Origin of the sequence: Sphingobium sp. D43FB, from assembly GCF_002312805.1 — a bacterium.
Taxonomy (GTDB): Bacteria; Pseudomonadota; Alphaproteobacteria; order Sphingomonadales; family Sphingomonadaceae; genus Sphingobium.
On the sequence record NZ_NMUA01000058.1, the window covers coordinates 1 to 12336 of the forward strand.

12 protein-coding genes and 1 pseudogene are annotated in these 12336 nt (G+C 61.6%); 2 read left to right on the forward strand and 11 right to left on the reverse strand.

Annotated elements, in window-relative coordinates:
* Both SxD43FB_RS22085 and SxD43FB_RS22090 read left to right on the forward strand, forming a co-directional pair.
* Window positions 1-195 (forward strand): transposase domain-containing protein (locus SxD43FB_RS22085; RefSeq protein WP_141249599.1); only part of this gene is annotated, 195 nt, incomplete at its 5' end.
* A 17-nt stretch (window positions 196-212) separates the two neighbouring features.
* The gene (locus SxD43FB_RS22090; RefSeq protein WP_043151651.1) at window positions 213-458 is read left to right on the forward strand and encodes a hypothetical protein; all 246 of its coding nucleotides are present in this window, start codon (window positions 213-215) and stop codon (window positions 456-458) included.
* Here SxD43FB_RS22090 and SxD43FB_RS22095 read toward each other — a convergent pair.
* From SxD43FB_RS22095 to SxD43FB_RS22150, 11 genes and pseudogenes are all read right to left on the reverse strand, one after another.
* Entirely contained in the window at window positions 425-682 is a 258-nt protein-coding gene (locus SxD43FB_RS22095; RefSeq protein ID WP_096063966.1) for a hypothetical protein, read from the reverse strand. The genes SxD43FB_RS22090 and SxD43FB_RS22095 overlap by 34 nt on opposite strands.
* 213 nt (window positions 683-895) lie before the next feature.
* Window positions 896-1189, reverse strand: coding sequence for a hypothetical protein (locus SxD43FB_RS24975; RefSeq protein ID WP_141249600.1), 294 nt, complete (start codon window positions 1187-1189; stop codon window positions 896-898).
* Window positions 1190-1641: 452 nt separating this feature from the next.
* Window positions 1642-2505, reverse strand: a complete 864-nt coding sequence (locus SxD43FB_RS22105; RefSeq protein ID WP_096063968.1) for a universal stress protein — start codon at window positions 2503-2505, stop codon at window positions 1642-1644.
* Window positions 2506-2576: 71 nt separating this feature from the next.
* Entirely contained in the window at window positions 2577-3785 is a 1209-nt protein-coding gene (locus SxD43FB_RS22110; protein ID WP_096063969.1) for a potassium/proton antiporter, read from the reverse strand.
* Between the two features lie 160 nt (window positions 3786-3945).
* Window positions 3946-4293: a monovalent cation/H(+) antiporter subunit G gene (gene mnhG / locus SxD43FB_RS22115; protein ID WP_096063970.1), complete on the reverse strand. Its 348-nt coding sequence runs from the start codon at window positions 4291-4293 to the stop codon at window positions 3946-3948.
* Window positions 4290-4571 (reverse strand): K+/H+ antiporter subunit F, encoded by a 282-nt coding sequence (locus tag SxD43FB_RS22120; RefSeq protein WP_096063971.1) that lies wholly within the window; start codon window positions 4569-4571, stop codon window positions 4290-4292. The genes mnhG and SxD43FB_RS22120 overlap by 4 nt, the downstream gene beginning before the upstream one ends.
* Entirely contained in the window at window positions 4568-5059 is a 492-nt protein-coding gene (locus tag SxD43FB_RS22125) for a Na+/H+ antiporter subunit E (RefSeq protein ID WP_255245858.1), read from the reverse strand. Before SxD43FB_RS22125 ends, SxD43FB_RS22120 begins: the two co-directional genes overlap by 4 nt.
* Window positions 5056-6690, reverse strand: a complete 1635-nt coding sequence (locus SxD43FB_RS22130) for a monovalent cation/H+ antiporter subunit D (RefSeq protein ID WP_096063972.1) — start codon at window positions 6688-6690, stop codon at window positions 5056-5058. The genes SxD43FB_RS22125 and SxD43FB_RS22130 overlap by 4 nt, the downstream gene beginning before the upstream one ends.
* Window positions 6687-7028, reverse strand: a complete 342-nt coding sequence (locus SxD43FB_RS22135; RefSeq protein ID WP_096063973.1) for a Na+/H+ antiporter subunit C — start codon at window positions 7026-7028, stop codon at window positions 6687-6689. The genes SxD43FB_RS22130 and SxD43FB_RS22135 overlap by 4 nt, the downstream gene beginning before the upstream one ends.
* Entirely contained in the window at window positions 7028-9955 is a 2928-nt protein-coding gene (locus SxD43FB_RS22140) for a monovalent cation/H+ antiporter subunit A (RefSeq protein WP_343228865.1), read from the reverse strand. Before SxD43FB_RS22140 ends, SxD43FB_RS22135 begins: the two co-directional genes overlap by 1 nt.
* Window positions 9956-10439: 484 nt before the next feature.
* Window positions 10440-12248, reverse strand: a pseudogene (locus SxD43FB_RS22150) (strawberry notch C-terminal domain-containing protein); the annotation flags it as partial.
* Between the last annotated feature and the right edge of the window lie 88 nt (window positions 12249-12336).

The window sequence follows — 12336 nt, forward strand, 5'->3', positions numbered from 1 at the left end:
TTTTGCGGCTCCGATCGCGGCGGTCAGCGCGCCGCCATCATGTTTTCACTCATTCAGAGCTGTCGCCTCAACGACGTCGATCCCCAGGCTTGGCTCGCTGACGTCCTCGCCCGCATCGCCGGTCATCCGGCTAATCGGCTTGGCGAGCTACTCCCATGGAATTGGAAACCAACAGCGTTGAAGCTGGAGCCGTGATCTCATAGCATCACGGCATGGAATTTGGCCCGCAACCCGAACTCATTGAATCCTCTCTTTGCCGGTCCATCGAACAGGCGGGCGTACGGCTGACCATCAACATCGTGCGGATCGCCACCGAACGCGGTTGGTCCCTCGAGGTCGTCAACGAGCACGGCACCTCGACGGTCTGGGACAATCTATTCCCCACCGACCGCGATGCCGATGCTGCATTCCGCGATGTGCTCGCTCAAGAAGGCGTCGAGGCCTTCCTCGGCAAGTAAGATGCCAAATCCCGCAGCGAACCGTCAGTAGCTGCGGTCCTCGCCGGATGCGTACTGTTGGGGTCGCTGAGTCCCGCCAGGGATTCAGGTACGCTGATGACGCCGGTGAGAGGCAGGACGGTCATCATGATCAGGGCGACCACATCCATCCGGGGCCGGTTGAGGGCAAACATCACGATGGTTGCAGCCAGAAGGGCAAGAACGATGATCAGGTCAGGGGACATTGGAGACAGTCCTTGAACCATGGGTGCCGACAGGTTCAACCCTGTCGGCACCAATAGCCGCGAATTTGCGGGCGAGCATTCTGTCTTGAGCCGGTCGAGTAGCGGCGACCGTCATGTGGCTTTGCAAGCCCATTCGACTTCGTACTATTGCTTCTCTGTTCCACAGCCCAGCGTACCCCCAATCCCGGCTGAGAACCGGTTTACCAAGGCAAATCAGAGGCTCGCGTAGAAGACTATTGCTACGAAGACAGCCGCGACGAACATCGCCGGGACCAGGATATCCTTTAGCTTAAGCCGGTCGATATGATCTGACCTGAATCGACGGTATTGTGCCCGGATGTCGTCGTTGCTGGCTACAAGCCCGATGTCCATCGCGGAAGCCTCCTTATTGAACCAGGAGAGCAACTCTTCAAGCTGCGCATCTGAGACCGTTGGGTAGCTGGCTATAATTGCTTCAATTTGCGCACGACGCTCGCTCCGAGGAGCGTTTTCCGAAGGTAGTTTCATCGCTTCATCCTGATAACCGTCAATGATCGCGCTTACTGAGGCGCGGCTTGGGTCATCAGGAATATGGAGGGGACCGCGGGGAGGCCTGGTTGGCCAGAATCTTGCGGGGTGGGGAAACAGGCGGAGCTCTTGCGGCATACCGAACGGACTCAGGGGCTTCGAGTCCGCCTGTCTGATGTAATTGCCCATGCACTTCTTCGGGCAATTGTGGGTCAGGCTTTGGACTCGTGCGGACTTCCACCGAAAGGCGCTGGTTCGAAGCCAAAGCAATGTCGGTTGTTGAAGCGCTGAAGACGGAGCTGGATTCCGCATGGATGCGCATGTCGAAAATCGGAGCTACTTGGGTTACTACTGCAAATAGCAGCAGAACTGCGACCGCTCTCATGACTATCAGCGGAAATTGCAGGACGCTCAGCAAGGTGACTGTTTCCAAAGGGGGTTTGAATCGAAATTCAAACTTCAGCCTGGACCGGAACAGCGAGAATGTCGAGGTCGAGAGAGCGCAAGGCTTCATCCGCCACGCTGCCGAGCAGCAACCGCCCTATCCCGGTGCGTCCATGCGTTCCCATCACCAGCAGATCCGGCTCCTGCTCTTCGATGAAAGCGCGGATGACCGTCATCGGATCACCCTCTCGCACAACAAGGCACCCCAAAAGGTCTCTGCGGCCCTGCTCCTCAAGAAATTCTCGCAGCTCCACGGTTGCGGTCTTAATCTCGGCGCCAATATGGTCCTGCATGGCTTGTGCGGTTGCGTGAGCGGCCAGCGTAGTCTTTGCAAAAGCAAGGCGTGCATGGATCACCGCGAGTACTGCGTCCGATAGCAACCCTAGAGCTTCTGCGACGCGCAGAGCCTTGGCTGACGGCTCCGAGCAGTCGGTCATCACCCCAATCCGCCGGTATTGTCCCGCCGGGCTCTGTTTCACCATCAGCACCGGGTGAGTGCCGCGCCAGATCACGCGCTCAGCAGTAGTGCCGACGAAGAGATCCCGCAGTATTCGGCGACGATGCCGCCCAAGTACGATGAGATCTACGCCGATATGGGAGGCGACATCACCGATCGTCTCAAGCGTATCGCCGGCAAGCACACGTACGTCGACTGGGCTCCCCGTGGTGGCGCGGAGCCGTGCGCTCTCTTCGGTAAGCGCTTCCTGTGCATGTTCGAGCTCGCGCGCGATATAGGCTTCGGGTTGGTCATGTTCGACCACGTGAAGAAGCGTCATTGCAGCCTCGAAGCGCTTTGAAAGCTCTACCGCGCGAGCGATGGCCGGCTCTGATCTATGCGTCAAGTCTGTAGCCACGAGAATGTGTTCGACCATTCTGCTCTCCTATATCGGCCCTATCGGTCTTCCCTCGCCCTCAACGGTTGCGGCCACGAAGCTCGGGTTCGCTAGCCCTCCGAACCACCAGCCACCCGGTTGAGGCCAAGGCGCCGAGCGGTCCATCCCAGCGTCGGACCTTGGACCAAACTCGATACCAGCACGACAAAAAACACGATGTTGAAGATCGCGAAAGCTCCCGGAATCCCGGCCACGATCGGGAAAGTTGCGAGCACGATCGGTACCGCTCCGCGCAGGCCGACCCACGATACGAGGAGCTTGGCGCGCCAGTCGAACTTGAATGGGGCGAGGCAGAGGAACACGCTGATCGGGCGGGCGATGAACATCAGCACAACCGTGATGGCAATCCCCGGGGCGATAATGTCAAGGAGCCGAGTTGGCGTAGCGAGTAGGCCGAGCGTCAGGAACATGGCGACCTGAGCCAGCCAAGCCATCCCGTCCTGAAAGGTGGAGATCGCCCGTTTTGCCGCAAAAGTACGGCTGCCAGCCATCAACCCGGCGAGATACGCCGATAGGAACCCGTTGCCGCCCGAAACCTCCGCTAGGCCATACGCAACGAGTGCAGCGGCAATGGACACGACGAAGCCGAGACCACCATAGCGGAAGTGCGCACGGTTCAAGACTTCGGGCAGGAGATAGCCAATGCCCAGCCCGATTGCCCCTCCCAGTACCATCTGGATAGCGAAGCCGGGCACAAGACCAATGATCGGGGTGCTTGGAATGGCTATGAGCATCAGTGTGGCACCAACCAGGAAGATCGCCATCGGATCGTTTGAGCCGGATTCGAACTCGATTAGGGCCTGAACGTCCGGCCTCAAATCGACTCCTCGAGTGCGCAAGACGGCAAAGACCGCAGCTGCATCTGTAGAAGCTACTACCGAACCCAGAAGAAAACCTTGTAGGGGCGAGAAATCGAGCAATAGGATTGCGGCCGCGCCAGTGATAGCGGCGCTGATGACGACGCCAAACGTCGCAAGGACCAGAGCAGGGACGGCCACTTTGCGGACACTGCGCCAGATAGTGTCAAGCCCGCCAGAAAAGAGGATAAAAACGAGGCAGAGGACGCCGATGAATTGCGCGAAAAGGTAATCGTCGAGCATTAGGCCGCCAGGCCCGTCTTCGCCGGCAAGCATTCCCAGACCGAGAAATCCGATCAGTGCGGGCAGCCCGAAGCGACTGGAAAGTGTCCCCGCCAGGACGGTCAAAAGCAGCAGGACGCCAATGCCCAGGAGGGCAATCTCAGGTGCGGCAAGAGTCATTTGCTCTTAATGCCGCGGTGCGCAGGTGGTTCAAGGACAAACGACATGAGCGCGTCCCTATTGAAGTCGAGCATTTTGCCAGCGTTCGTTCTCGCTGTTCGGTTCGCCGGGACGGCGCTTAGCTAGTTTAGCCTAGGGAGTTTCGCTTTCACGCATAAGCTTAGCCATCGCTGCGAGGAACGCCCGGGTCACCCTCTATGCGGTCTCGGTAGAGGGCGGCTCGGGCAAGCAGCATGAAGGTGACGGGCGTGGTCACGGTCATGAAGAGCACGACAAGAATCTCGTGGACCGAAATACGGGTTCCAAGGAGCGAAAAGCACACAACCGAAGCGGCGCAGATCAGCACCGTGCCGGCGCTGGTACCCAGGGTTGGTGGATGGAGCCGATCGTAGAAGGTGCCGAAACGTAGCAGCCCGATAGAGCCGACCAGTGCCATGCCCGCACCGCCAAGCACCAGTAGAGCGACCACGATCGCGGCCCAAACTGGAAGATCTGGAGCCACGTTCATTCGATCACTTCTCCGCGCATGAGAAATTTCGCCAGTGCCATGGTGGCAGCGAAGCCGAGAATGGCGATGATCAGCGCGGCCTCGAAATAGACTGTCTTGCCGGTCCTGATGCCAAACACCAGCAGCATCAGCATCGCGTTTACGTAAAGGCTGTCGAGACCAAGCACGCGATCCTGCGCACGCGGACCCGCCACGAGACGATAGGTGGCGCACAGCAGGCTGGCTCCAAGCATCAACTGCGCAAGAACCAGGGCAAATGCAAGGATTTGACCGCTCACGGTTCAAAAATCTCCATCAACAGCGCCTCGTAACGCGACTTGAGCAAACGGATCCAGTCGTCTTCATCGACGAGGTCGAAAACATGGATCAGGAGCATCCCGGAGCCGCGATCGAACTGGACCCAGGCCGATCCCGGCGTGGCAGTGATGATGAGCGCGAGGCAGGCGAGGGCGTTGGGGCTCTTGAGCTGGAGCGGTATGTGCAGGAACGAAGAGTGCTGCCTTGCTCCCGGCGAAAGAACGATACGCGCCACGGCGAGGTTCGAGCGGGTAACATCCATCACGACTATGGCCAGCAGCCGCATTACCTTGCCCCATTTTGTGATGCGTGATGTCACCGGACGAACTCGAGTCATGCTCCAGGTGGCGACGAGCGCCACAAGCGCTCCGAGCAGGACCTGCCCGAGGGAAACCGACTGCATGAGCAACAGCCACATTATCAGCAGGCTCGCCGCGAGGAACGGAAAAGGGAGCAGGCGCCGGATCATGGGAGCGCCGTCCGTGGTTCGGTGGTTCGGCGATCGGCCCCCAGCACTGCATTGATATAACCTTGACGATCCTGCAGCGAAACGCCCGTGCGCTCCATATAACGCATCGTCGGGCCCGCGAACACCATCAAGCCGAGACACACCAGCAACAGCAGGCCGACCGGGACTGCCTCGGCCAGCCTGAGCGGCGGCGGCGGTCGGTCCGACGGCGTCCATAACAGGTCGATACCGGCGCGCGTGGTCGCCACGAGCGTCGCCATTCCCGAGATGATCATGAGCGCCACCAGCAGGCCGATGGCCGGCGCGATTGTCGGCTCCAGGTTCAGCAGACCGTGAATGATCGCGAACTTGGCGATAAAGCCGGACAGCGGCGGCAGCCCGGAAAGCAACAGGGCGCAGAACATGAAGCCTCCGCCGAGGATGGCGATGGTGGCCGGAATTACGATGCGCACTTCGTCGGCATTCTCCTCGGGGCGGGCCCCGGTGTATTCGTCCTCGAAAACCGGCTCGACGATCGTGCGGACGCTGGATTCGGTCTCTCGCCGTTCGACCAGTTCGAGCAGCAGGTAGAACGCGCCGATGCCGAGCGTCGAGCTGACCAGATAGAACAACGCTCCGCCGAGCACCGCGCCGTCACTGGCGCCGATCGTGCCAAGCAGCGTGCCCGACGAGATGATGACGCAATAACCCGCGACCCGCGACAAGGTACGCGCGGCGAGCACTCCAAGCGTACCATAGATCAGCGTTGCAATGCCCCCGTACAGCAGCCACTCACCACCGAAATTTGCTGGCCAGCCAACCTCGCTGGTAAACAGCAGCAGGTACACCCGTAAAAGAGCATAGATGCCGACCTTGCTGAGGATGGAGAACAGCGCGGCGGCCGGCGGCACTGCGGCCGCATAAGTCTTGGGCAGCCAGAATCCGACCGGCCACATCCCGGCCTTTATCAGGAACGCCAGCCCGAGCACGGCAAATCCACTCTGCAACAGGGTCAGTTCGGTGCCTCGGGTGCCCAGGATGATGGTCGCCAGATCGGCCATGTTGAGCGTGCCGGCGATGCCGTAGATCAGCCCGACGCCGATCAGGAAGAGCAGCGAGGTGGCCACGTTGATGGCCACGTAATGCATGCCGATGGTCACCCGCTTCGTACCCGAGCCATGCAGCATTAGTCCGTAGGATGCCGCGAGCAGAATCTCGAAAAATACGAACAGGTTGAACAGATCGCCGGTTAGGAACGCGCCATTGAGCCCCATCATCTGCAATAGGTGCAGCACTTGGAAGCGTGGCCCGGCCCGGTCCCATCGGGCGACCGCATAAATGAACGAGGCGAGGCCGAGGATGCTTGCTAGTAGCAGCATCAGGCTCGAAAGCCAGTCCGCCACCAGCACGATGCCGTAGGGCGCGGCCCAATCGCCGATGAGATAGACCCGCGTGGCCGAATTGCCGCTGAAACCCAGCTGGACCGTCTGCACCATCAACGTGACGGCAACGCCGAGCAGCGCCACATGCGTCACCAGGCTGATGGCGTTCTTCGCCCGCCGCTGGCGTTCGTCGAGCAGCAGCATGATTGCGCTCGCGATCAGCGGCAGCAGGATCGGCACAACAATCAGATGCCCGGCCCAGCCGTTCATTCCTCGTCCTCGCCGTCGACATGGTCGGTTCCGGTCAGGCCGCGCGCGGCGATCAGCACCACCAGCAGCAGCGCCGTCATCGCGAACGAGATCACGATCGCGGTGAGCACCAGCGCTTGGGGCAGCGGATCGGTGTAGATCGCTGCATCCGCCACGGCTTCAGAGCCGACCAGCGGCGGCGCATCGACGCGCAACCGGCCCATGGCATAGATGAACAGGTTGACCGCGTAGGACATCAGGCACAGACCGAGCACCAGCTGGAAGGTGCGCGGGCGCAGGATCAGCCACACCCCCGAAGCCGTGAACACGCCGATGCCGAGCGCAAGCACCAGTTCCATCAGACGGCCCCCTCGGCGGACAGCGCGGCGGGCGGCACGACCCGTCTGGACGGGGTGCGGATCGACTGGTGCGCCATGGCGACCAGCATCAAGGTGGTCGAACCGATCACGAGGATGAACACCCCGAGGTCGAACAATAGTGCCGAAGCAAGCGGGACCTGGCCGAGGAGCGGAATGCCGGCATATTCGAACCAGGTGGTGAGGAACGGGAAGTCGAACAGCCACGCCCCCAATCCGGTGCCCAGGGCGAGCAGCAGCCCGACCCCCATCCACGTCAATGGCTGGATGCGCAGCCGCTCCTCGATGCTGCGGGTGCCCGCAGCCATATATTGCAGGATCAGGCCGATCGACATGGTGATGCCCGCCGCGAATCCACCTCCAGGCGCATCATGGCCGCGGATCAGCAGATACAGCGAGAGCACCACGATGGCGGGAAACAGCCACTCGATCACCACGCGCGGCACGAACAGATAATCGGACAAGGTGTCGCCCAGCGCGCGGTCCTCCTGCCTGTGGTCGTAGGCGTTCTGCACCTGCTGTTGCTGGGGCATGCGCACGCTTTCCGCGGCCGGGCGAAACCGGCGCAGTAGCGCGTAAATCGTCAATCCCACGATCGCCAGGACGGTGATCTCGCCAAGCGTGTCGAATGCCCTGAAATCGACCAGGATCACGTTGACCACGTTCCGTCCGCCGCCCTGCGGGTAGGCGTTTTCAATAAAATAGCGCGACATCGTATGCCCGATCGGGAACGTCATCACCGCTAGCGACAGCGCGGTCATGCCCGCACCGGCCAGCAGCGCCAGCGCCAGGTCCGAACCGCGCCGCGCGATCACCGACTTGGGCATCCTGCCGCGTGGCCACTCCACCGGCTGGCGCTTGGGCATCCAGCGCAGGCCGAGCAGCAGGAGCACGGTGGTGACCGTCTCCACCAGCAATTGGGTCAACGCCAGGTCGGGGGCGGACAGCCACACGAAGCTGATGCAGCTGGCAAGGCCCGCGCCCGACATCAGAATGAGTGCGGCCAGCCGGTGATACTTGGCCTGCCACGCCGACCCGATGGCGCATACTGCCCCTGCCACCCAGATCGCAGCGAATCCGGGTTGGACCGGGGACAGGGCGTTTGGCCCCAGTTGGTAGCCATAGCGCAGGAACGGGAGCAGTGCCGCAAGACTGGCAAGGGCAACCAGAATACGCAATTGCGACTGCAGGCGCCGTGTGCCGAGCAGTTTTTCGAGTACTCGCGAACCCGAAATCACCACTGCCAGCACCGTCTCGAACATCCGCCGACCCTTGAAATAGCCGATACCGGGCGCTCCTCTCGCCGCGTTAAGCCGATCGCGCAGGAGGAAATACCCTGCGGTTCCGATAGCCAGGGCCAACATGCTGAGGAGTAGTGGCTGAGTAAGTCCGTGCCAGATCGCCAAGCTGTAATATGGCGTATCGTCCTGCAACACCGCCCTCACCGCAACGTCGAGCACCGGTCCAACGGTCATTGCGGGGAAGATGCCGATGAGCAGGCACGCCAGCACCAGCACCGTAATCGGCAGCCGCATCAGGAACGGTGGCTCGCGCGGCTCTTTGGATAAGCCGACCGGTGGCGGCCCAAAAAAGGTCTTTAGCACGAAGCGAATCGAATATAGCACGCTCAGCGCGAGCGCCGTGGTGGCGACCACCGGCAGCAGGACGTCGAGAAAAGTGCCGCTACCGCCGTCGAGCGCCTCGGCGAGGAACATCTCCTTTGACAGGAACCCGTTGAGCAGCGGCACGCCGGCCATCGCCGCCGCTGCGACGGTCGCGAGCGTGGCGGTGATCGGCATGACCGCGTAGAGGCCGCTCAGCTTGCGGATGTCGCGCGTGCCGGTCTCGTGGTCGATAATGCCCGCGGCCATGAACAGCGATGCCTTGAACGTGGCATGGTTGACCGTGTGAAAGATCGCCGCAACCAGGCCGAGCGGCGATCCCAACCCAAGCAGCAGGGTGATGATGCCGAGATGGCTGATCGTGGAATAGGCCAGCAACCCCTTGAGGTCGTGCTGGAAGATCGCCGCCCAGGCGCCGATCACGAAGGTCAGCAGCCCGGCGGTGCCGACGATCAGATACCATTCCTGCGTCCCCGCCAGAACCGGCCAGAACCGCATCAGCACGAAAATTCCCGCCTTCACCATGGTCGCGGAATGGAGATAGGCGGAGACCGGCGTGGGCGCCGCCATCGCGTGCGGCAACCAGAAGTGAAAGGGGAATTGCGCGCTCTTGGTGAAGGCGCCGAGCAGGATGAAGATCAGCGCAGGAAGGTAGTACTCGCTGGCCTTGATCAGGTCCGCCGCCGCGAGCACCGCGTCGAGGTCGTAACTGCCCACCACCTTGCCGATCAGCAAGACGCCCACCAGCAGGCACAGGCCGCCCGCAGCGGTCACGATCAACGCCATCCGCGCCGAGCTGCGCGCCGCCTCGATATGGTTCCAATAGCCGATCAGCAGGAACGAGAAGAGGCTGGTCAGCTCCCAGAAAAAGGCCAGCTGGATGAGGTTGCCCGACAGCACCAGCCCGAGCATCGCGCCCATGAACGCCAGCAGAAACGCGAAGAACCGTGGCACCGGATCGCGCCGCGACATGTAATAGCGCGCGTAGATGATCACAAGCAGGCCGATGACGGTGATCAGCAGGGCGAACAGCCACGCCAGGCCATCGATCCGGACGAGCAGATTGAGACCGAGCGAGGGCAGCCACGGCAACTCGGTCCTGATCACGCCCTCGGTCTCGATCAGCGGGTACAGCGCCAGCGTGAGAATGAGGCTGACAAGCGCGACCGCGCCAGCAATCAGCCCGGCTGCGTTGCGCGCGGTGCTCGGGAGCAGCGCCACGAGAATGCTGCCGATAAAGGGAAAGGCGAGCAGTGACCAGAGAACGCTCGCGCCGGATATGCTAATCGCCTTGTTCCTTCCGCGCCAAAATGCTCGGTCCCCTACATTCAGCCCGTTGCATTATCCAAACCAGTGGCAGCGACACAAGGCCTATGTCCAGCAAATGGGGCTGACAGAGACTAAAATCTTCATTCACAACCGGCAATGCGCTGCGTTCAGCAAGGCGCTATCTATGATCGAAGGGTCGCTCCTGCCGTTTCCAGTGTTTCGAACCGGGCAGGCCGAGGGCGGCCCAGTTGCCGCCGTTGGACCGCAAAAATAATGTAGGGCAGGTTTCGACGATGCGATCCTAACCAGCGAACGTCCGCAATTCAGGCGGCTCCGGCCTGACAGCTCGGTTAAGCGGAATGACTGCTATTGTGAGTGTCGGACGTTCGCGAGCGATCAGCGAACGTCGTAATCTGGTCGCGAGTTGCCAGCTCACCGCGTGACGTCTGAACGGCAGCTATTTTAGAGCGAGTGCTGAAACCCGCCAGTCCACAATCCGCCCCTAGTGGCCTTTCAAGATCCGATCGAGCGTCTCCGCAGCCGTCGGGACCGGCAGGAAGACGCGGGTTCGATATTGGATGACCTCGGTGAAACAGCCGATCGACTTGAGCCATGCGAGCTGCTGCGATGGCGCTCCCACAAGTTCGATGCGCGGCGTGCCGTTCACCAGCGCTCGCCTGATCGTCATCGGGAAGGGCCGCGAGATATCGACCGCGCGGCCTGAGAAAGCTGACTTCACGATATCCTGAGGCGGCATGTTCTCGGCCCGGTCGATGCCAAGCTTGGTGAAGAGTTGGACGACATGCTCGTCGAAAACGAGACGGCCGAGCCAGCTATTGCCCGCTTTGTCAGCGATGCGGTTGACGACAAGATGGTCGCTCGGAAGCGCTGACCAGATCGGAAGCAGCAATCCAGTCGCGAGGCGAACGGTATCGGTGTCGATCTTATTCGCGGCCTCTTCGGCCTCCTCGAGCCATTTGGCCGAGAAGGCTTCGCGATCCATCAGGCTCCACGCACTCTCGAACAGCTCCTGCTCACGCATATATTCGCGCCGCGTCGGCCGCGTGAGCTCGATGCGGGGAATGGGCGTGCCCTCCTTCTCTTCCATGAGGGCGCGGGCACGCGTTTGGAGCGCGACCTTGCCGGACTTGGTGTTGATCAGGAACTCGGCGGTCGCATCGCTATCCGCGACATGCAGTATCCGCTCCATCGAGATGGGCACGCGCCGATGCTCGATCTCGATCGTCAGCAGATGCGAGGTTGCGCCGCTGACCGGGTCAGTGCGCAGTAGCGTGTCGTCGATCAGCGTGGCCTTGTCGACCAGGATGGTCTCGACACCGACATCGAGCCGCCCGGATTCGCGCGCGGCCGAGACGCGGGTCTCCACGAGCGAGAGAAACTCGTCGAATATGCTGTTCTGCAGGCCGATCGACAGAGCGAGGATGCGGTTGAGCCAACGCTGGATGGGCGGCAGCTCATCCTTCATCACCCCGTCCTTGTCGCAAAGTTCGAGACCGGTCCGGCGTTCGAAATCGGCATGGCTGACACTGGTGAGTTTGCCGCCAACGAGCAGATGAAACCAGCTCACCAGGGCCGCGCAGGCATATTCGCTTTCGAGATTGTCCGCGGGATCGAAAAGGTTCTGACCGCCGGTCTGACGCTGGCCGCGGGTCAGTGCCCCTAGGGTGTCGAGCCGGCGCGCGATCGTGCTGGTGAAGCGGAGCTCGCCTTTGCAGTCCGTGGTGACGGGCCGGAATAACGGGGTGCTGGCCTGATACGTTCGGTGGGTGCGGCCAAGCCCCTGGATCGCGCGATCAGCGCGCCAGCCCGGTTCGAGCAGCAAGTGGACGCGCTGCTCCTGGTTCGCGACGTCGCGGGAGGCATGGTAGGACCGCCCCGTTCCACCGGCGTCGGAGAAGACGAGCATGCGCTTGCGGCCCTCCATGAACGCCGCCGCCTCGGCCTGACTCGTGCGCGTTGACCGGGTCTCCAGCTTCTGGCGACCATCGCCCGCCGAGATCAGACGCTTCGTGCGTCCCGTCACTTCGGCGACACGGTCGTGCCCAAAGTGCTCGAGAAGGCCGTCCAGTGCCGACATGATCGGCGGGAGTGCGCAGAGCTGTTCGATAAGCTGGTCGCGCGCCGCCTCGGCCTCGGGATTGTAGATGGGGTTTCCGGCCTCATCCTCCATCGGCACCGACCGCGGCGTGCCCGTATCGTCGGTGAAGACCCGCATCTGCCGCGTCGGAAAGGCCCGCTCCAGATAGTCGATGACATATTCTTTGCAGTCGCAGTTTATGTCGAGCGTGGCGGCGGGAGGCGCAGGTTTCCTTCGGTTTTCCATGATTTCACTCCAGATAATTGCCTGACAAGGTTGAATGCTGGGGCCGTTAGGATTG